Origin of the sequence: Kitasatospora sp. NBC_01560 (genome assembly GCF_045208415.1) — a bacterium.
Classification (GTDB): Bacteria; Actinomycetota; Actinomycetes; order Streptomycetales; family Streptomycetaceae; genus Kitasatospora.
Window position 1 is genome coordinate 9100627 of sequence record NZ_CP109364.1, and the last position, 20574, is coordinate 9121200.

The 20574-nt window shown below is 71.5% G+C and carries 12 protein-coding genes and 1 riboswitch; of the genes, 3 read left to right on the plus strand and 9 right to left on the minus strand.

Annotated features, from left to right (window positions below):
• Window positions 1-50: 50 nt before the first annotated feature.
• The 7 genes from OH807_RS38845 to OH807_RS38875 form a co-directional block, all read right to left on the minus strand.
• Entirely contained in the window at window positions 51-4316 is a 4266-nt protein-coding gene (locus tag OH807_RS38845) for a discoidin domain-containing protein (protein WP_406211417.1), read from the minus strand.
• 510 nt (window positions 4317-4826) lie between these two features.
• On the minus strand, window positions 4827-6464 hold the full coding sequence (locus OH807_RS38850; protein WP_406209431.1) for a glycoside hydrolase family 13 protein: 1638 nt from the start codon (window positions 6462-6464) through the stop codon (window positions 4827-4829).
• Between the two features lie 111 nt (window positions 6465-6575).
• A complete protein-coding gene (locus OH807_RS38855) occupies window positions 6576-7445 on the minus strand; it encodes a carbohydrate ABC transporter permease (protein ID WP_406211418.1) in 870 nt (289 codons plus the stop codon).
• A 35-nt stretch (window positions 7446-7480) separates the two neighbouring features.
• Window positions 7481-8458, minus strand: coding sequence for a carbohydrate ABC transporter permease (locus OH807_RS38860; RefSeq protein ID WP_406209433.1), 978 nt, complete (start codon window positions 8456-8458; stop codon window positions 7481-7483).
• Between the two features lie 89 nt (window positions 8459-8547).
• Entirely contained in the window at window positions 8548-9951 is a 1404-nt protein-coding gene (locus OH807_RS38865; protein ID WP_406209436.1) for an extracellular solute-binding protein, read from the minus strand.
• A gap of 481 nt (window positions 9952-10432) precedes the next feature.
• Entirely contained in the window at window positions 10433-11518 is a 1086-nt protein-coding gene (locus OH807_RS38870) for a LacI family DNA-binding transcriptional regulator (RefSeq protein WP_406209438.1), read from the minus strand.
• A 93-nt stretch (window positions 11519-11611) separates the two neighbouring features.
• Window positions 11612-11776, minus strand: coding sequence for a hypothetical protein (locus OH807_RS38875; protein ID WP_406209440.1), 165 nt, complete (start codon window positions 11774-11776; stop codon window positions 11612-11614).
• A 60-nt stretch (window positions 11777-11836) separates the two neighbouring features.
• On the opposite strand from OH807_RS38875, the gene OH807_RS38880 reads away from it, so the two are divergent.
• Both OH807_RS38880 and OH807_RS38885 read left to right on the plus strand, forming a co-directional pair.
• Complete coding sequence (locus OH807_RS38880) at window positions 11837-12484, plus strand: TetR/AcrR family transcriptional regulator (protein ID WP_406209443.1); 648 nt, start codon at window positions 11837-11839, stop codon at window positions 12482-12484.
• Between the two features lie 288 nt (window positions 12485-12772).
• Window positions 12773-14059, plus strand: a complete 1287-nt coding sequence (locus OH807_RS38885) for a serine hydrolase domain-containing protein (protein WP_406209446.1) — start codon at window positions 12773-12775, stop codon at window positions 14057-14059.
• A 313-nt stretch (window positions 14060-14372) separates the two neighbouring features.
• On the opposite strand, the gene OH807_RS38890 is transcribed toward OH807_RS38885, so the two are convergent.
• Complete coding sequence (locus OH807_RS38890) at window positions 14373-14732, minus strand: VOC family protein (protein WP_406209448.1); 360 nt, start codon at window positions 14730-14732, stop codon at window positions 14373-14375.
• 174 nt (window positions 14733-14906) lie between these two features.
• Window positions 14907-17453, minus strand: coding sequence for a CARDB domain-containing protein (locus OH807_RS38895; protein ID WP_406209451.1), 2547 nt, complete (start codon window positions 17451-17453; stop codon window positions 14907-14909).
• Window positions 17454-17872: 419 nt separating this feature from the next.
• Window positions 17873-18042: riboswitch (cobalamin riboswitch) on the plus strand.
• A 187-nt stretch (window positions 18043-18229) separates the two neighbouring features.
• Here OH807_RS38895 and metE point away from each other — a divergent pair.
• Window positions 18230-20542: a 5-methyltetrahydropteroyltriglutamate--homocysteine S-methyltransferase gene (metE, locus tag OH807_RS38900; protein ID WP_406209453.1), complete on the plus strand. Its 2313-nt coding sequence runs from the start codon at window positions 18230-18232 to the stop codon at window positions 20540-20542.
• Window positions 20543-20574: the final 32 nt, after the last annotated feature.

Below are 20574 nucleotides of genomic sequence, written 5' to 3' on the forward strand. Positions count from 1 at the left end.
GGAGGCATGGCCTCCCGGCGGCACCGGGTCCGCTGACTACCCTGCGGACACTACGGGTTGACGGTGATGGTGAACGTCGACGTGGTGTTCTTGATGTCCTGGAAGTTGTTGCTCATCCGGAGGTTGTTGAAGGTCACCGAGCCGACCGCCGGCCCCTGGCCGGCCTCGGCCGCCTCGTTGGCCCAGACCCCGATGCCGGACTTGGCGTCGAAGGCGTCGCCGCTCTTCTGCGCCCCGGTGATCGAGATGTTGGTGAAGACGGTGTCGGTGATCGGGTTCTGCGGCTGGCCGCCGGAGTAGTTCGTCTGGAACATGATGCCGTGGTAGGTCGGGTCGACGATGTCGACGTCGCTCACCCGGATGCCCTGGAACACCTTGGAGGCGGAGAAGACCCAGATGCCGCCGAAGGTCTGCGAGCCCCAGAAGTGGCCGCCGGCCCGGACGATGGAGATGTTCTGCAGGTTGGTCGGGATGGTGCCGAAGCCGTTCATGGCGTACCCGAAGTCCAGCGAGCTGATGGTGATGCCCGAGTAGACGAGGGTGTCGGCGATGTAGATGTTGCGGAAGGTGTTGTCGTACCCGCCGTAGACCGCGACACCGGCCGCGCGCCAGGTCAGGATGGTGCTCAGGTTCTCGAAGACGTTGTTCTTCTCGTCCGCGCCGCCGGCGTCGATGGCGGAGAAGAGTGCGAAGCTGTCGTCACCGGTGGAGCGGGCCTCGTTGTTGCTGACCAGGTTGTCGGTGCTGCCGTTGGTCATGTTGATGCCGTCGGCGAAGGTGTCCCGGATCCGGGAGTTCTTGATCACCATGGAGTCGGTGTTGGCACCCCAGTACATGCAGATCATGTGCTCGGTCCAGATGTTGTCGATCGTGATGCCGGAGACGTTCGCGAAGTCGAACACCTTGCCCGGGCCGTCGATCCTGGACGTGTAGTTCCCGAAGTAGCCGAAGCCGGAGAACGTGGAGCCGTTGGCCGTGGACTGGGCCCGGAAGCCCACGTCCGTGTTGGACTGGTCGGCCGGCGCGTAGAAGCGGGTGAACCACGGGCCGGCCCCGATGACCTTCACGGCCTTGCCGTAGACCTGGAACTTGTTGGCGGTCTGGTAGTCACCAGCCGGCAGGTAGACGCCCACCAGGGTGCCGGTGGTGTCCATCCGGACCTTGTCCAGGGCCGCCTGGACGTCGCCCTGCGCGAAGCCGGTCGGCACCACGTACCTGGCCGGGTCCGGGTTGGCGATCTGGGTGGCCTGCTCCAGGCTCACGAAGTCGATCGCGTAGGTGGTGGTGTTGGCGGCGTCCTTCTGCAGCTTGATCCTGCTGCCGGCCGGGACGGTCGTCCCGAGCAGGATGTTCGCCTCGTCGTAGATGTGGCGCGGGCCGCCCGCACCCGGCGAGTTGCCCGGGCCGGTCTCGTTCCCGTACAGCCAGGCGTACTTGGAGGTCAGGTCGATGGCCTTGAGGAAGCTGCCGTTGACGTAGACGTTCAGCGTGGAGTTGATGCCGTCGCCGCCGGCCGCGTCCGGGACGGAGAACCGGGTGACGAGCGTGTTGGTGCTGGCCTTGGTGGTGAACTCGACCGAGCTGCCGGTGGAGTTGAGCGTGACGGCCTTGCGGCCGGAGGCCTCGCCCGCGAGGTCGCCGACGGTGCGGTTCGGGCCGACCACGGCCGCGCCGCCGCCGAGGACGCCGTCCTCCGCCTCGTACGTGTCGTACGGCATGTTGGCGCCGCGGCCGACGTACAGGGGCTGGCTGCTGGTGTTGTTGGCCTGCTTGACCGGCAGTTCGTTGGCGTCGCTCGCGATCACCGTCCTCACGGTGTACTTGCCGTTGCCGGCGGTCCAGCTGCCCAGGCTCACCGGGGTGCTGGTCGCGCCGGGCGCGATGGCACCGGTGTAGGAGCCGGTCAGGGTCTTGACCACGCTGCCGGTGGTGGCGTCCGCGACGGTCAGGGTGACGCCGTGCGCGCCGCCCGCCGAGGCCACGGTGCCCTGGTTCTTGATCGCCGCCGTGAAGGTGACATTGTTGCCGGCCGCCGGGTTGCCCGGGGTCCAGCTGACCGGCGCGGCGACCAGGTCCGAGCTGGCGACCTGGGCGACCACCAGCGCGGCCGGGCTGGTGTAGCTGTTGTTGGTCTCGTCCTGCTCGATGACGGCGTTGGCCTCGTCGACCTTGGCGGTCACCTGGTAGCTGCCCGCGTTCTGCGGGCCCGCGGAGACCGAGACCGTGCTGGACGCGCCCGCGGCCAGCGCGCCGACCTGCGCGGTGCCGACCTTGGTGGCGCCGAGGTACAGGTTGACGCCGGTCGCGCCGGAGGCCGCCGTGCCGTTGTTCCTCACGGTGGCGGACAGCGTGACCGGGTCGGTCTCGACCGGTGCGGCGGGCGTGGCCGAGGTGGCCGTGACCAGGAGGTCCGGGTTCGGCGCCGGGGTGCCGATCACCTGGAACTCGGCGACCTGGCCGGCCGAGGAGCCCGAGTTGGCGGTGATCTTCAGCTGGACGTCGGCCACCGTGGCGGACACCGGGATGGTCACCGCGTTGCCCGAGGCCGGATCGAAGGTGTACGACTTCGCCGCCGAGATGCTGGTGAAGCCGCTCGCGCTCTGCTCACGGCCGAGCACCTCGACGGTCTGGGTCCGGGTGGCCCAGGCGGCCGCCGGGTTGAGCTCGACCACGACCGAGTTCACGATCGCGTTCGAACCCAGCTGGGTGGTCAGGGTGTTGGGGTAGCTGCCGCCCGCACCCTCCCAGTAGGTCGCGGTGTCGTTGTCGTTGGCGTTCGCCGCGACGAAGGTGAAGACGCTGGAGTTGGCCGAGATCGGCTTGCCGCCGGCCAGGTTGGTGCCGCCGCCACCGCCGTTGCCGGTCCGCACCACGGTGTTGCTGGCGGCGGACTGGTTGCCGGCGGCGTCCTTCGCCTTGACGAAGTACGAGACGGTCGCGGTGTCGGGCCGGCTGTCCGTGTACGTCAGCACGTCGCCCGCCACGCTGCCACGCAGGGCGCCGCCCGCGTACACGTCGTAGCCGGTCACGCCCACGTTGTCGGCCGAGGCACCCCAGGTCAGCTTGATCCGGCCGGCGGCCGGCTGGGTGAACGCCAGCGTCGCGGGCGCCGACGGCGCCTGGGTGTCGCCGGAGGCACCCGTCCGGGTGACGGTGTTGCTGCTGGGGGACTGGTTGCCGGCCGCGTCCTTCGCCTTCACGAAGTACGAGACGGTGGCGCTGTCCGGTCGGCTGTCCGTGTAGGTCAGGACGTTGCCCGCGACGCTGCTGACCAGCGTGTTGTCGGCGTAGATGTCGTAGCCGGTGACACCGGTGTTGTCGGCGGCGGCGTTCCAGGTCAGCCTGATCCGGCCGGCGGCCGGCTGGGTGTACGCCAGGCCCGAGGGCGCGGTCGGCGCCTGGGTGTCGCCGGTGGCCGGGCCGTAGATCTCGAACTCGGACAGCTGGGCGGCCGGCCAGGCGGTGTTCGCGGTGACCTTCAGCCGGACGAACCGGGTCGTGGTGGTGTCCAGGTCGAGCGTCACCGTGTTGCCGGTCGCCGGGTTGAACACGTAGCCGGCGGAGGCCACCAGGTCGGCGAAGGTGGTGCCGTCGTTGCTGGTCTGGACGGTCAGCGTCTCGGTCCGGCTCTCCCAGCCGCCGGGTAGCTTCAGCACCAGCCTGTTGACCGGTACCGCCGAGCCGAGGTCGGCCTGGATCCACTGCGGGAGCGCGTTGTTGGCGCTCTCCCAGTAGCTCGCCTGACTGCCGTCGTTGGCGTTGGCGGCGGTGTACGTCTGCGAGGTACTGCTGGAGGACAACGTCCGGCCCAGGGCCAGGTTGCCGCCGGTGCCGGTGGTGCCGTGCACCTCCAGCTCGGAGATCTGCGCGGCCGGCCAGCCGGTGTTGGCCGAGATCGCCAGCCGGACGTAACGGGTGTTGGTCGCGGGGAAGGAGATCTTGACGGTGTTGCCGTTGCCCGGGCCGAACGCGTACGCCGCCGAGCCGGCGACGGTGGTGAGGCTCGTGCCGTCGGCGCTGCCCTGGACGGCGAGCGTCTCGGTGCGGCTCTCCCACCCGCTGGGGAGCTTCAGCACCACCTCGTCGATGCTGGTGCTGGTGCCGAGGTCGACCTGCACCCACTGCGGGAGCGTGTTGTTGCTGCTCTCCCAATAGGAGTTCTGGTCACCGTCGTTGATGAATCCGGCGGTGCGGCCGTCGGTCGCGCTGCTTGCGGCGACGGCCTTGCCGGCTGCCAGGTTGGGACCGCCCGCGGCGCGCGCGGGCAGGAGCGGGCCGGCGACGATCAGCAGGCCGGCCGAGGCCAGCGCGGCCATCAGCCGGGGGATGGGAGCTGTCGATCTCACTGGGGTCCTCTGGATCTCGTCAGGATGACAGGGTGGGGGTGCGGAGACCCGGGGAGGTGTCTCCGTCGTGTGCCGATCCGTGAGTGCCGTCCGGGTGCGCGGGCATGGCGATGCCCGGGGGACGGCGGTGCGAGGGGTGTCCGAGGGGGTGCGCGAGCCGAGATCATCTGGAGCCTCCGGTGGAGGGGCCGACGTACTCATGGCGGGTGGCGGCGCGCCGCCGGTACGGGGGCGCGCGATCGAACAGCGGCACGGTGCAGTGCGGCCGGCGGTGGCTCGGCAGCACGACGGCGCGGAGGGGGCGGAGCGGGAGGGGGCGGAGCGGGAGGGGGAGGGAGGAAGGGGAGGGGGAGAGGCGAGGAGCCGCGTCGCCCCCTCAAGGACGACGCGGCCTGCCGCGGGGGTGGCGGCGCCGTCGGGCGGCCGTGCGACCACCGCGTTCGTGGCGTCGGCCGCTCATGCTCCACGCATGGCGGCCGGTCAGGCCTCGCGCAGCCAGACGGCGGTGTCCGCAGGGAGGTGCCCGTCCGCGAGCGGGCCGCTGGACAGCAGGACGGTGGAGCCGGCGGGCAGCGGCGCCGGGTGCGGCGAGAGGTTGACGACGCAGCTGAACCCGGTGCCCCGGCGGAAGGCGAGGACCTCGGCGTCACCGGCCAGCCACTCGAACTTGTCGCCGTGCAGACCGGTCTCGGCACGCCGCGCGGCGAGGGCGGCCCGGTAGAGCGCCAGCATCGAGCCGGGGTCGGCGGACTGCGCCGCCACGGTGAGCGCCGCCCAGTCGGCGGGCTGCGGCAGCCATGTTTCGACGCCCTGCGGCGAGAAGCCGTACGGCGCCGCGGTGCCCGACCACGGCAGCGGGACGCGGCAGCCGTCCCGGCCGGGGTCGGTGCCGCCGGAGCGCAGGTGCATCGGGTCCTGGAGCCGCTCCACCGGGAGGTCCTCGACCTCGGGCAGGCCGAGCTCCTCGCCCTGGTAGAGGTAGACGGCGCCGGGCAGGGCGAGGGACAGCAGAGCCGCCGCGCGGGCCCGCCGCAGCCCGAGCTCCGGGTCGGTGGGGGTGCCGAAGGCCTTGGTGGCGAAGTCGAAGCGGGTGTCCCGGCGCCCGTACCGGGTGACCGTCCGGGTGACGTCGTGGTTGCAGAGCACCCAGGTGGCCGGCGCCCCGACGGGGGAGTGCAGGGCCAGGGTGGAGTCGATCGAGGCGCGCAGGCTCTCGGCCTCCCAGGGGCGGGCGAGGAAGTCGAAGTTGAAGGCGGTGTGCAGTTCGTCCGGGCGCAGGTAGCGGGCGAACCGCTCGGCGTCGGGGAGCCAGACCTCGCCGATCAGGATCCGGGTGCCGGGGTAGGAGTCGGCGATCGTCCGCCAGCTCCGGTAGATGTCGTGCAGCTCTTCGAGGTCGGTGTACGGGTGCGGGTCGACGTCCTTGACGAAGTCGGGCAGCGCCGGGTCCTTGGCGAGGAGCGCCGCGGAGTCGATCCGCACGCCGGCCGCGCCGCGGTCGAACCAGAACCGCAGGATCGACTCGTGTTCGTAACGGACTTGCGGGTGGGCCCAGTTGAGGTCGGGCTGTTGGACGGCGAACAGGTGCAGGTACCAGTCGCCCGGGGTGCCGTCGGGGTCGGTGGTGCGGGTCCAGGGGCAGCCGCCGAACTCGGACACCCAGTCGTTGGGGGGCAGTTCACCGCCGGGACCGCGGCCGGGACGGAAGTGGAACAGCTCGCGTTCGGGGCTGCCGGGTGCCGACGCCAGTGCCTGCCGGAACCAGTGGTGTTCGGAGGAAACGTGGTTGGGGACGATGTCCACCACGGTGCGGATGCCGAGGTCGAGGGCCTCCCCGATCAGCTTCTCGGCCTCGTCCAGCGTCCCGAACAGCGGGTCGACGTCGCGGTAGTCGGCCACGTCGTAGCCGCCGTCGGCCATCGGGGACGGGTACCAGGGGTTGAACCAGATGGCGTCGACACCGAGTTCGGCGAGGTACGGGAGGCGGGAGCGGACCCCGGCCAGGTCTCCGGTGCCGTCGCCGTTCCCGTCGGCGAAGCTGCGCGGGTAGACCTGGTAGATCGCCGCGTCGCGCCACCAGTCCGACTGCTCGGACGGGTGCCTGGGGTGCTGTCCCACGGTGGGGGGGTCCTTTCGACCGGGTGCGGAGAGGAGCGTGGTGGGCCGGGCTGCGGGCCAGTCGGCGGGAGTCCCGCCCGGCGGCCGTCCGGGCGCGGTGCCCGGGGCCGGTCAGCCCTTGAGGCCGCCGGAGGTGAGCCCGGACATGATGCTGCGCTGGAAGATCAGGAAGAACACGACGGTCGGCGCCGAGGCGATGGCCAGCGCGGCGATGATGACGTTCTGCGGCACGCCGGTGGCGAGCGACCTGATGCCGATGTTGAGCGTCTGGTCCGCCGGGTTCGGCTGGACCAGCATCGGCCAGAGGAAGTCCTTCCAGACGTTCACCACGGCGAAGATGGAGACCACGCCGAGGACCGGCCGGGACATCGGCAGCACGATCGAGCGCAGCGTCCGCAGCGGGCCGGCGCCGTCGATGGCGGCGGCGGCGAGCAGGTCCTGCGGGATGGAGTCGAAGAACCGCTTCAGCAGGAAGATGTTGAAGGCGTTGGCGACCGTGGGCAGCCAGATCGCCCACGGGGTGCTGATCAGGTTGAGGTGCAGCAGCGGCAGGTCCAGCACCGTCAGGTACTGCGGCACGATCAGCACCGCCGACGGGATCATCAGCGTGGCGAGCATCATGCCGAGGACGACGTTGCCGAGCACCGGCCGCAGCTTGGAGAGCGAATAGGCGGCGGCGACGTCGAAGACGAGCTGGAGGGCGAGCGCGCCGAACGCGTAGTAGACGGTGTTGAAGAGCAGCCGTCCGAGCTTGAGTTCCCTCCAGGCGGTGGCGTAGGTGCCCCAGTGGAGCTCCGAGGGGAAGAGCGTCGGCGGGCTCTGGATCACCTCCTGGGTGGACTTCAGGCCACCGGTCACCAGCCAGTACAGCGGGCCGGCGAAGACCAGGGTGAAGACGACCACCACGGTGGTCAGGACCGTCCAGTAGACGGCCTTCCCGAGCGGCCGGTCGAGCTGGGTCTGCGGGACGATCGTCCGCATCCGCGGTTCCTTGGCTGCCACGGTGGGCTTCCTTCCTAGTCGTTGTCGCCGGCGCGGCTCAGCCGCGAGTACAGGGCGGAGAATCCGGCGAGCACCACGAGCATGACCAGCCCGAGGGCCGAGGCGACGCCGTAGTTGTTGCCGCCGAGGTCGAAGGCGTACTCGTAGACCAGGTAGACGACCGTCATGGTCGAGTTCTGCGGACCGTTGCCGCCGGTGAGCAGGAACGGCTCCACGAAGACCTGCATCGTCGAGACGATCTGCAGCAGCAGGAGCAGCGACAGGATCAGCCTGGTCTGCGGGACGGTCACGTGCCAGAGCTTGCGCAGCAGGCCGGCGCCGTCCAGGTCGGCCGCCTCGTACAGCTCGCCGGGGATGCCCTGGAGGGCCGCCAGGTAGATGAGCGTGGCGCCGCCCATGTTCATCCAGGTGGCCGCGATCACCACCGAGACCATCGCGGTGTCCGGGGAGTTGAGCCAGGCCGAGGTGGGCAGGTGCAGGGCCTTCAGGATCTCGTTGAAGAGCCCGTAGTCCGGGTGGTAGAAGTACTTGAAGAGCAGCACGGCGGCGACCGGCGGCATCATCACCGGCAGGTAGACCAGGATCCGCAGGTAGGCCTTGGCGTGCCGCAGTTCGTTGAGCAGCACCGCGACGAAGAACGGCAGCGCGAACCCGAGCACCAGCGCGAGCAGGGTGAACAGGAAGGTGTTGCGCCAGGCGTGCCAGAAGTCCGGGTCGTCGAAGATCCGCTTCAGGTTGTCGAGCCCCACCCAGGTGGTCCGGCCCCGCTTGGTCTTCTGGAAGCTCATGATCACTTCGCGCGCCATCGGGTACCAGGTGAAGAAGCCGAAGCAGACCAGGGCCCCGAAGAGGAACCCGTGCGCCGACAGGTTGCGGCGGATCCTCCGGCCGAGGCCCGAACGCTCCCGGCCGCCGGCGCCGCGCCCGGTGGGGCCGCTTCCCGCCCGCGCGGGGCGGCGGCTGGTCTTGTAGGGGGAGATGGTCCCGGCCATCGGTTCTCCTGGTGTTCTGGCTCTACGGGCTGGTCGGACGGTTGCCGGGGGTACGGGGGCCAGCCGGGCGGGCCGGCCCCCGTCCAGTGCTACTGGAGGCCGGCGAGCACCTGGTTGGCCTGGCTCTCGGCGTCGGTCAGCAGCTTGGCGATGTCCGCGTTCTTGTCGGTCAGCACGGCGGAGACGGCGGCGTCCAGCACCTTGTAGAGCTGCTGGGCGTTGGCCGGTTCGGTCCTGCCGGGGACGGGGGTCGAGACGTACGGCGCGTAGTTCTTCACCGGGACGGTGGCGCTGGCGGCCTTCGCGGTGTTGTCGGCCGCGAGGGAGGCCCCGCCGAAGAAGTTCGGCTGCGGGATGCCGACCGGCAGGCCGTCGGTCTTGTTGCGGGCGTAGTCGAACTGCCCCTTGCCCATGGTCAGGTACTTGAAGTTGACCCAGGCGATGCCGGCCTTGATCTGGTCGGGGGTGGAGCCCTTCTTGAAGTAGCGGCCGTCACCACCGAGCAGCGCCGCTCTGCCGCCCGGCATCGGGCCCATGCCGTAGTCCTCGTAGTTGCCCTTGAGGGTCTGCACCATGTACGTGATGTCGTCCGGCGCGCCGACGTACATGCCGAGCTTGTCGGTGGAGGTCTGCGTCATGAGGTCCGGCCACTTCAGGCCCTGGGCGCCGCCCATGGTGTTGTCGGTCCAGCGCATGTCGTACAGGTTCTGCAGGACCTGCTTGCCCTCGGCGCTGTTGAAGGCCACCTTCTTGCCGTCGTCGGAGAGCATCCTGCCGCCGAGGCCGTACAGTTCGGCGGTGAAGTGCCAGCCGCCCTGGTTGGTGGCGCTGTAGTCGCCGTAGCCGTTGACGCCGTTGCCGAGCGCGGCGATCTTCTTGGCGTCCTCGCGGATCTCGGCCCAGGTGGCCGGCGGCTTGTCGGGGTCCAGGCCCGCCTGGGTGAAGAGCTTGCGGTTGTAGATCAGGCCCATCTTGTAGTTCGTCACCGGCAGCCCGTAGAGCTTGCCGTCGGCGTCCTTGAGGGTGCCGAGCACCGACGGGTCGATGTCCTTCAGCGCCGGGACGGTCGTGTCGTTCACGTACGCCGAGATGTCCGCCGCCGCCCCGGCGTCGAGGATCTGGTCGGTGTCGGTGAAGTACCCGTAGAAGAGGTCGGGCTGGGTCTTGCCGGCGAGCTGGGCCGTGAACTTCGCGGGCTCCTCGCAGGGCTGCCCGTCCGTGGCCTTGATCGTGACGTTCGGGTAGATCTTGTGGAACGCCGCGATGTCGTCGTCCCACTGCTTGCGCTCGGCCGGCTTGGTGGTCGGCGGCTGGCAGTCGGCGGTGATGGTGACCTTGGTGGCCGGGTCGAGCGGGGCTGCGGCATCGCCCGCCTTGCCGTTGTCGCCCGAGGACGACCCGCTGCCGGAGCTGCTGCACGCGGCGGCCGAGAACGCCAGGCCGGCGACGACGACCGCGACGGCCGATCTGTGGAGAAGCCCGTTTGTCTTCATGTTCGGGTGGACCCTTCTACAAGCACACGGTGGGCACGGTCGGCGCTCGGGGCGCGGCGGGAGCCCATGTGGTTCCGGTGGGGGCCGTGCCGTCCTGTCCTGCGGACGGCACGGGGAGGTGCGGCGTGCGGCGTGCTGTGGGCTGCGGCGTTCGGGCGGGGTGGTGCACCGGCTTTGCGCGGCTCCTGCCGCCTCCGGGGCGTCCGGCAAGAACCCTGGGCGGGTCCGGTGCCGGGTGCCCCCTGGCGGCGCGCTCACTTAACCACTCCTCGACAGATGACCACAAGATGTCGACAGGATTTCGCAAAAACGCGATGTACTGTCGTGACTTCCGGACCGGCGGCCCGGTGCGGGGCGATTCCGGACATGGCAGGAGGGTGCGAGCCGCAGCTCGCACCCTCCTGGGACCTCTTCCGCCGGCGGCCCGGCGGGCCCGCGCGCACCCCTCGCCGCGGCGCCCGGCCGGGCCGCCGACGGCTCGCTAGGGCATCCGGGACCGGGCCCCGGACGCCGGCACGGCAAGGCCCGGCGGACCCTGCCGCGGCCCCGGCGGAGCGCCGTGCCCGGGCGCCGGACCGCTGGACCCCCGCACCACCAAGTCCGGCTCGAAGGACACCTCGTCGTGATCCACCCGCGCCCCCGCGATCTCACTGACCAGCAGGTCGACGGCCGTCTTCGCCATCGCCTCGATCGGCTGGCGGACGGTGGTCAGCGGGGGATCGGTGCAGGTCATGAAGGAGGAGTCGTCGTAGCCGATCACCGACAGGTCCTCCGGGACGGCCAGCCGGTGGCGCCGCGCCGCGCGGATCGCTCCCAGTGCCAGCGGATCACTGGCGCAGACGATCCCGGTGACACCGCGCCGCAGCAGCCGCCCGGCCGCCGCCTGGCCGCCCTCCAGGGAGAACAGCGCCCGTTCGACGAGGCGCTCCGGCAGTTCGACCCCGGATCGCGCGGCGAAGCCGTGAGCGGCGGCGAGCTTGCGGTTCGAGGGGACGTGGTCCTGCGGGCCGAGGATCAGGCCGATCCGCTCGTGCCCGAGCTGGCGCAGATGTCCGAAGGCCTGCTCCATCGCCACCGCGTCGTCGCAGCAGACCCGGGGGAAGTCGAGCGCGCCGGTGCCGGCGTTCAGCAGGACGGTCGGTACGCCCCGCTCGAACAGCTGGGCGTAGTGCGCGTGCGAGGCGTCGTCCTGGGCGTACAGGCCACCGAAGAACACCACCCCCGAAACCTGCTGCTGCAACAGCAGGTTCACGTACTCCGGCTCGGACACCCCACCGGCCGTCTGGGTGCAGAGCACCGGGGTGAAGCCGTTCTGCGCCAGCGCCGCCCCGACGCTCTCCGCGAAGGCCGGGAAGATCGGGTTCTGGAGCTCCGGCAGGACCAGGCCCACGAGTCGCGACCGCAGCCCGCGCAACTGCGTCGGCCGCTCGTACCCGAGCACGTCGAGCGCCGTGAGCACGGCCACCCGGGTGCTCTCCGAGACGCCGGGCCTGTCGTTGAGCACGCGACTGACCGTCGCCTCGCTCATCCCGACCTTCTTCGCCACTTCCGCAAGTCGCCGAGTCATGGCTGCGATCCTAGAGCAAAATGCTTGCGAAAATTTGCAGCGAGCCGTCAATATTTTCCGCTCGGGCGTCCGGCTCTCCTTCTGGCGACCCCGTCAGAGGCGGCAGCTGATCTCCATGCCGTCCTCGACCGGGAACGTGACGCTCTGGTACCCGTTCCGCGGGTCGCGTACGTGGGCTTCGTCCGCCGCCGCCCGGGAGAACATCGCGTCGAGAGCGGATGCCACGCGGGGGTCATGGAGCGTGCTGGTCGGTGTCATGGAACCTAGACTAGACGCACCGTTGCGTTGCGTCTAGGAGTCGCGACCTACTCTTGGCCCGTGAAGGCAGACACGGATCGACGAAATGCGGTCGCCGAAGGCGCCGGCGCGGACCGGGCGGCACGGCAGAACCACGGCAACCGGTACGGGCGGAGCGAGCAGGCACGGCAGGCCGTGCTGGAGGCCGCCGACGGCCTCCTGGTGGAAAAGGGCTTCTCCGGCGTCACCATCGAGGGCATCGCCACCAGCGCCGGGGTGGCGAAGCAGACCATCTACCGCTGGTGGAAGACCAAGACCGACATCCTCCTGGACGCCTTTCTCCTGGATGCGACGGAGGCCCTCACCCCACCCGATCACGGTGACCTGGCCGCCGATCTGGGCGCCCACCTGCACCAGCTGGCCGAGTTCCTCACCCGGTCGGACGCGGGCGCCGTCTTCACCGCACTGCTCGGCCACGCGCAGCACGACCCCGCGTTCGCCGCCGTCCTGCGCACCCGGTACCTCGACGAGCAGCGCCGCCGCGACAGGCTCCCCCTGGAGAACGCGGTACGACGCGGCGAACTCCCGGCAGACCTCGACACGGTGGCCGCGGTCGACCAGCTCGTGGGGCCCATCTACCACCGCGTCCTGGTCACCGGGGACCCCGTCGACCTGGCCTTCACCGACATGCTCGTCGACAACTTCCTACGGCGTCATCTCCTTCGGTAGGCCGGCGGTAGCAGACGAGTGCGCGAGCGACGCCGGCGAAGGCCGCGCTCCCGGGCGGCCGGCTCGCGGACCCGCGACGAACCGCGGGCCCTCGCACCGTTGGTGTCGCGCCGTAGTGGGTCCGCCTCCGACTTGAGGAGGGCCGACACGCCGGAGGAGCATCCACCCGTGGGCGGAGCCGCTGTGCCCCTGCGGGTGGACGACCGGCCCGCATCCGCCTGACAAAGTGTCAATCCCTCACATTCTTCAGGCGTTGCGGAAGCCGTTGGCACGGACACAGGAGGACTCATGAGGGTGGCGGAGCACCGGGACGGGTCGCGGACGGCGCGGGGCGTGCGGGTCGTCGCGCTCGCGCTGGCGGGCGCGGGCCTGGTGGGCGTGACCGCCCCGACGGCCGGCGCCCTCGGCACCGGGCCGGCCGCAGCCGCGGCCGTCGGCGAGGAGCAGCCGGGGAACGGCCCGGAGGCGGCCGGCCGTGACCCGCACCGGGGCGGCGTGGACGCCCTGGCGCTGAACGAGGCACTGGAGGGCGTGATCGGGATCGGCGGGGCGTCCAGCTCCCTCGCCCGGGTGACGGAGTACGGGCGCACGGTGTGGAAGGGCGCGGAGGGCGTGGGCGACTTCTCGACCGGCGCCGAGCCCTCGGCGAACGGCCGGTTCCGGATCGCCAGCGTGACCAAGACCTTCGTGGCGACGGTCGTCCTCCAACTGGTCGGCGAGGGCCGGTTCGGGCTGGACGACAGCGTGGAGAGCCTGCTGCCGGGTGCCGTCCCGGGCGGCGGCTCCATCACCGTGCGCCAGCTGCTCAACCACACCAGCGGGCTGTTCGACTACACCGAGGACCCGGCCATCGGCGTCGACCACGAGACCTGGCTCCGCGAGGGGCGCTGGCGGAGCTGGACGCCGCAGCAACTCCTCGCGGTGGCCAACAGCCACCCGCCGTACGCCGCGCCCGGCACGGGCTGGCACTACGCGAACACCAACTACCTGCTGGCCGGCATGATCATCGGCCGGGTCACCGGCCACGACTGGCGCCGGGAAGTGGAGCGCCGGATCATCGACCGGCTGGGGCTGACCGGGACGTCGATGCCGGTCCACGCGACCGAGATCCGCGGCCCGCACGCGCACACCTACCTCGACCTGCCCGGCGGCCCGGTGGACGTCACCGAGATGGAGCCGAGCGAGATGGACGCGGCGGGCGTCGGCATCTCGACCACCGCGGACCTCGCCGGCTTCCTCCAGGCCCTGCTCGGCGGGCGGCTGCTCCCCGCACCGCTGCTCGCCGAGATGCTGACGGTCGCCCCGGCGAGCGGCGGCGCCCAGTACGGCCTGGGGATCGGCCGGCTGACCACGCCCTGTGGCGACATCTGGGGCAACAACGGCAGCACCGGGCGCGGGCACAACAGCGCCCTCTACGGCACCCTGGACGGCCGCCGGCTGGTGGCGGTCTCGACCAACGGCTACCGCAACACCGGCCAGGGCTGGAAGACCTCGCAGAAGCTGCTGGCGACCGCCTTCTGCGGCCGTCAGCCGGCCGCGGGGGCCACCGCGGCCGCCGCCGGCCCGACCGGCTGACCGTCCACCCCGGTGGTCCGGCACCGGCCGCCCGGGCCCGTCGGCGGGCGGTCCTCGCCCGCGCTGCGGAAATGGGGCAGCCCTCCCGGAGGTGGCCCTGACAGACTGCCGGGCATGGGATTTTCGCAGGCGTATCCGGTACGCCGGACGAGGGATCTGGCCGGGGCCGTTGCCGTTTGCCACCAGCTGTTGGAGGTGGGTGACCTCAGTGGCACCACGGCCGACCTGCACACCGAGGTGACGGAGCCGCGGACCTCTGCGCGGGGGTGAGCGGCTGCCTTGCGGCCGGCAGGTGATTGCCGGTCGTGGCCCGTCATGGGGCCGGCAGATCGGTGGCTCGCTCGTGGCGGGGCTCGTACATGCCCACCTCGCCGCCGCCCGGCAGGCGGAACCTGGTGAGCCGCCCCCAGCGCACGTCGGTGACCGGCTGGATGAACTCCACCCCCTTCGCGGCCAGGGCCGTCACCGTTGCGTCGACGTCGTCGCACATCAGATACAGCTCGTGCATCTCCGGGCCTTCCGTGGGATGCACGGCGATCTCGGTCGGCGGAAGCTTGAAGATCAACCAGCCGCCTCCCGCGTCGACGTGCGGATACTCCAGTACATCCCTGAAGAAGGCCCTGTCCGCCTCTGCGTCCCGGCTGTGGATGACGACGTGTCCGCCATTGATCATGCGGTCAGGGTAGGTCCCGGCGTGGACAACGAGGTGCTGCGACGCCGTACCGAGGGTTGCGGGTCATGAGCGGACCGGGGACGGCCCGTGTTCCGCCGGGAGCTCCGGCGGAACACGGGCCGTTGTCAGGCTGGTCCGGCCTGACCGCGTCGGGGTTCAGCTGTGCGGGGTCCGCTACCGGGGGGTGGTCGCCGCGTGCTTGCGGGTCCGGCCTAGGTGGACGAGGAGGAGGCCCAGTGCCAGCGCGCCGGCGCCGGCGATGCCGGCGGTCCGGGTCGGGGATCCCGTGTGGGCGAGGGGGACGAGGCCGGCTTCCTGGAGGGCCGGGCCGGTCGGTGCGGCGTTCGGGGCTTCGGGGGCGGGCAGGGGGCCGTGGCTCTCGTCACTGTGCTGCCCGGTCGCGCCGCCGGGGCCGTTGTGGTCGTGGCCGGGAGGGTGGTGGCCCCCGCCGTCGTGTCCGCCGCCGTCGTGGCCCCCGCCTTCGTGGCCGTCGGGGTTGTCACCCTCGCAGCCGCCGTGGTCCTTGTCCTCGCAGGGGGTGCAGGCGGTGACGGTCAGGGTGTTGCTCCGGGAGGTGACGGTGGTGCCGTCGGGCGTGGTGGCGGTGACGGTCGCGGTGTCGGTGATCCTCCCGGCCTTCACGTCGGCGGCCGTGGTGGTGTAGGTCGCGGTGCAGGTCGTGCCGGCTCCGGGAGCGAGCGTCGGCACGGGGCAGGAGACGACCGGCGTGCCGGGCGCCACGTCCGTGACGGCGAGCGTGCCGAGGGGCACGTTGCCGGTGTTGGTGACGGTGAAGGTGTAGTGCAGGACCTGTCCCGGGGCCGAGAACGCGGTCTCCTGGACGGCCTTGACGATCTTCAGGCCGGCGAACGGCTCGGTGACGGTGTTGCTGGTGCCGGTCACCGTGGAGCCCGAGGGCGTGGTCGCGGTGACGGTGGCGGTGTTGACGATCTTCCCGGCCGCGACGTCGGCGGCGGTGGTGACGTAGGTCGCGGTGCAGTCCACCGATGTACCGGGCGCGAGCGGTCCGGCCGGGCAGGTCACCGCCGGTGTGCCGGGGCCGTTGTCCGCCACGGTGACGCTCGTCAGCGCCTCGGCGCCGTTGTTCGTCACCGTGTACGTGTAGTGGATGGTCTGGCCGGCGGCCGTGAACTGGGCCTCGGCGGCCTTCTTCACCACGGCGAGGGCGTCGAGGGGCACGACGGCCGTGTTGCTGGTGGTGGTGACGCTCTCGCCGCCGGGGGCGGTGCCGGTGGCCCGGCCCTGGTCGGTGACGTTCTTGTTCGCGACGTCGGCGGCGGTGGTGACGTACGTGGCCTGGCACGTCGTGGTCGCGCCCGGTGCGAGCTGGTCCACCCCGCAGCCCGAGACGTTCACGCCCGGGGTCAGGTCGGTGACGCCCACACCGGTCAGCGGCGCCTGGCCGGTGTTGGTCACCGTGTACGTGTAGTGGATGGTCTGGCCGGCGGCCGTGAACTGGGTCTCGGTGGCCTTCTTCGTGACGGCCAGGGCCCGCAGCGGGACGCTCACCTGGTTGCTCGTCGCGGTGACGACCTGGCCGGTCGGCGCGGCCGCGGTGACGGTGGCGGTGTTGACGATCCTCCCGGCCGCGGTGTCCGCCGCGGTGGCCGGGTAGCTGGCGGTGCAGTTCGCCGACGCGCCCGGTGCGAGCGGTCCGGCCGGGCAGGTCACCGTGGGCGTGCCCGGGCCGTTGTCGGTGACGGCGACGGTGGTGAGCGGTACGTCGGCCCTGTTGGTCACCGTGTACGTGTAGTGGATGGTCTCGCCGGTGACGAACGAGCCCTCCGCCGCGGTCTTGGTGATCGACGGGGCGGCCACGGTGTTGCAGTTCCCGCTGTCCTGCACCGACGTTGCGCCGAAGAACGCGTTCCCCGTCGCGCTGACCTGGGTGAACGCCAGCGGGTCGGTCGACGCGGCGGTCGGGATCGGGGCCGTCAGCCTGTTGAGGTTGCCGTTCGCGCCGAACAGGTAGACGTCGCTTCCGGACAGGGCCATCCCGAACGTGGTCGGGACGGTGCCGACCTCGGTGAGCGTGTTGTCCGGGTGGATCCGGAAGATCGCGCTCGGGGTGGACCCGGACGATCCGGCGGGGGAGGCCGAGGCGAGGATGTCACCGTCGGCGAGGGAGAGGAAGTCACCCGCCGACACGAACCCGGCCGGGAACGAGGCGCCGAAGACGGCGCTCGCGCCGGTGGCCGGGTCGATCGTGAAGATGGTGTTGGTGCTGAAGGTGCCGGTCAGCAGCAGGCCGCTCGGCAACGGGCTCAGCGCGTTGAACACACTGACGGACGGCGATGCCGCCGGGCCGGTGACTGCCACCGACGCCGTCTCCGCCCCCGTGGCCGGGTCGATCGTGCGCAGCGCGGGGGCGGAGCCGGGGAAGTCGATCCCGTAGAGCGTGCCACCGTCGGCGCTGAACCCGATGTCGCCGTAGTCCCGCACCACCGGCACGCTGAACAGCTGCGTGCCGGTGGGGCTGTATTCGATCAGCCGGTGGTCGCCGCCGCCGGTGTTCGCCCACAGGGGTGCGGGCGGGCATGCCGCCCGGGTGTGCGGGACGGCCTTGGGCTGCGTTCCGTCGGCCGGCCTCGGCAGGGCCGTTGCCGTGCCCGATCCCCACAGCACCGTCGTGCCGGCCAGGGCCAGCCCGATGGCCGCGGTTGAACCACGGCGGGACAAGGACGGTCTGCTCGGCGTCATCTCAGCTCCAGATCGGTCGGGTGGGTGAATCGCCGCAGACCGTCCGGTTGGCCGCAGGTGCACGACCGATAGGCATATGGTGCGACAATTTGTGCACAATGAGTGACCTTCTTGCGGATCATTCATGCGGACAATCGTTCGACGTCCACCGGATGAACCACTGCCGTCCACCGGACAGCGCCGTTCCCGGTCCTCCTCCCGGATTCCTGAACGCCGGGCCGGTGGGCCCCGGCCGGGCCCGGCCGGCGCCGGCTTCGGCCGGCGTCAGCACCGGGGCCCGGGACGGTGACAGCCGGTCGGCCGGCTCCGACGGCGTCTCAGAATGTGGTCGGTTGAGTGATTCTCCGGTCGGATGCCGCGGGATTGGCCGTAGGCTGCCGGGTGTAGCTGGTACGCCCCGTCCGCCAGGCGGGGTGTCGTAAGAGGGAACCCGGTGACGCCTTTCAATTGGCCAGTCCGGGACTGCCCCGCAGCGGTGAGCGGGAACGACCGCCGTCAGACGCACTGGGCCCGGGAGGGTCTGGGAAGCGACGGCCAGTAGGTGTCCGCCCTGGAACCAGGGTGGGCGTGCCCGCGAGTCCGAAGACCTGCCTGCTGCCCGCCCGCGGTGGACCCGCGTGCGGCTGTCCGATGACCTCGAGGGCGGGTCGGCGACCACACCGGGTGGATCGGGCGTGCGCGTTTGCAGCGCCGGCCTGCCGTCTGGTTCGTCGTCCCTTCGCGTCCTCGTGCCGTCCTCGGGCACTTGAGGAAACAGACTCGCGAAGGAGAGTCCCTTGACCACGAAGTCCGCAGACGCGGCGACCGCGACCGTGTTCGGCTACCCCCGCCAGGGCAGGGGCCGGGAGCTCAAGAAGGCCGTCGAGGGGTACTGGAAGGGCACGGTCACCGCCGACGTGCTGCTGGCCACGGCCGCCGACCTGCGCCGGGGCAACTGGCGCCAGCTCGTCGACTCCGGCGTCACGGAGGTCCCGACCGGCGACTTCTCGCTCTACGACCACGTGCTGGACACCAGCGTGGCCGTCGGCGCGATCCCGGCCCGCCACCGGGCGGCCGTCGACGCCGACCCGTTGGACGGCTACTTCGCCATGGCGCGCGGCACGCAGGAGGTGGCGCCGCTGGAGATGACCAAGTGGTTCGACACCAACTACCACTACCTGGTGCCCGAACTCGGCCCCGACACCACGTTCGCCGCGAACCCGGCCAAGGCCGTCGCGGAGCTGCGCGAGGCGCTGGCGCTCGGCCACCGCGCCCGCCCGGTGCTGGTCGGCCCGATCACGTACCTGCTGCTCGCCAAGCCCGCCCCGGGCGTGGCCGCCGACTTCCAGCCGATCACCCTGCTCGACCGCCTGCTACCCGTCTACGCCCGGCTGTTGGCGGACCTGAAGGCCGCCGGCGCCGAGTGGGTGCAACTGGACGAGCCCGCCCTCGTCCAGGACCGCACCCCCGCCGAACTGAACGCCGCCGCCCGCGCCTACCGCGACCTCGGCGCCCTCGCCGACCGGCCGCAACTGCTGGTCGCGACGTACTTCGACCGCCTCGGCGACGCCCTGCCGGTGCTCGCCAAGGCTCCGGTCGAGGGCCTGGCACTGGACTTCACCGGACCGGCCGCCGCCAACCTGGACGATCTCGCAGCCGTCGGCGGCCTGCCCGGAAAGCGCCTGGTGGCCGGGGTGGTGGACGGCCGCAACATCTGGATCAACGACCTGGAGAAGTCCCTCGCCACCCTGGCCACGCTGCTCGGCCTCGCCGACCGGGTCGACGTCGCGGCATCCTGCTCGCTGCTGCACGTGCCGATCGACGCCAGCACCGAGCGCGACATCGACCCGCAGATCGCCCGCTGGCTCGCCTTCGCCAAGCAGAAGGCCGCCGAGGCGGCGCTGCTGGCCCGGGGCCTGCGCGAGGGCACCGGCGCGATCACCGCCGAACTCGCCGCCAACCGGGCCGACCTGGCCTCCCGCGTCAACTCGCCGATCACCCGTGACCCCGCCGTCCGCGCCCGTACGGCGGCGGTGACCGAGGCCGACGCCCGGCGGCCGCAGGCCTACCCCCGGCGGAGCGAGGCCCAGCGCGCCCGCCTCGGCCTGCCGCTGCTGCCCACCACCACCATCGGGTCCTTCCCGCAGACCACCGAACTGCGCGTCGCCCGGGCCGATCTGACGGCCGGCCGGATCGGCGCGGAGGCCTACCGGGAGCGGATGGAGGAGGAGGTCCGCGAGGTGATCGCGTACCAGGAGAAGGCCGGCCTGGACGTCCTCGTCCACGGCGAGCCCGAACGCAACGACATGGTCCAGTACTTCGCCGAGCAGCTCACCGGCTACCTGGCCACCCGGAACGGCTGGGTGCAGTCGTACGGCACCCGATACGTCCGCCCGCCGGTGCTCGCCGGGGACATCTCCCGCCCGCACCCGATGACCGTCGACTGGTTCCGCTACGCGCAGGGCCTGACGGACCGCCCGGTCAAGGGCATGCTCACCGGGCCGGTCACCATGCTCGCCTGGTCCTTCGTCCGCGACGACCAGCCGCTCGCCGACACCGCCCGCCAGGTCGCCCTCGCCCTGCGCGACGAAGTCACCGACCTGGAGGCCGCCGGCGCGGCCGTCGTCCAGGTCGACGAACCCGCGCTGCGCGAGACCCTGCCGCTGCGCGCCGCGAGCCGCCCCGCCTACCTGGACTGGGCCACGGAGTCGTTCCGCCTGGCCACCTCCGGGGTGCGGGCCGACACCCAGATCCACACCCACATGTGCTACGCCGAGTTCGGCGCGATCATGACCGCGATCGACGAGCTCGACGCGGATGTGATCTCGCTGGAGGCCACCCGTTCCCACATGGAGGTCGCCGGTGAGCTGGCCGGGGCCGGCTACCCGCGCGAGGTCGGCCCGGGCGTGTGGGACATCCACTCCCCGCGCGTCCCGAGCACCGACGAGGCGGTGGCACTGCTCCGGGCCGGGCTCGCGGCGATCCCGGCCGAGCGGCTCTGGGTCAACCCCGACTGCGGTCTGAAGACCCGCGGTTGGGCCGAGACCCGGGCGTCGTTGGACAGTCTGGTCGGTGCCGCCCGCCGTCTGCGGGAGGAACTCGCCGGCTGAGCGCCGGTGCGGGACCGGAGGGGCGGACGGGG

Excerpts from the sequence above, each read along its gene's own strand:
- OH807_RS38845 (WP_406211417.1), bottom strand. The coding sequence starts at position 4,316 with ATGGCCGCGCTGGCCTCGGCCGGCCTGCTGATCGTCGCCGGCCCGCTC.
- OH807_RS38855 (WP_406211418.1), bottom strand. The coding sequence starts at position 7,445 with ATGCGGACGATCGTCCCGCAGACCCAGCTCGACCGGCCGCTCGGGAAG.
- OH807_RS38860 (WP_406209433.1), bottom strand. The coding sequence starts at position 8,458 with ATGGCCGGGACCATCTCCCCCTACAAGACCAGCCGCCGCCCCGCGCGG.
- OH807_RS38865 (WP_406209436.1), bottom strand. The coding sequence starts at position 9,951 with ATGAAGACAAACGGGCTTCTCCACAGATCGGCCGTCGCGGTCGTCGTC.
- OH807_RS38870 (WP_406209438.1), bottom strand. The coding sequence starts at position 11,518 with ATGACTCGGCGACTTGCGGAAGTGGCGAAGAAGGTCGGGATGAGCGAG.
- OH807_RS38875 (WP_406209440.1), bottom strand. The coding sequence starts at position 11,776 with ATGACACCGACCAGCACGCTCCATGACCCCCGCGTGGCATCCGCTCTC.
- OH807_RS38885 (WP_406209446.1), top strand. The coding sequence starts at position 12,773 with ATGAGGGTGGCGGAGCACCGGGACGGGTCGCGGACGGCGCGGGGCGTG.
- OH807_RS38890 (WP_406209448.1), bottom strand. The coding sequence starts at position 14,732 with ATGATCAATGGCGGACACGTCGTCATCCACAGCCGGGACGCAGAGGCG.
- OH807_RS38895 (WP_406209451.1), bottom strand. The coding sequence starts at position 17,453 with ATGACGCCGAGCAGACCGTCCTTGTCCCGCCGTGGTTCAACCGCGGCC.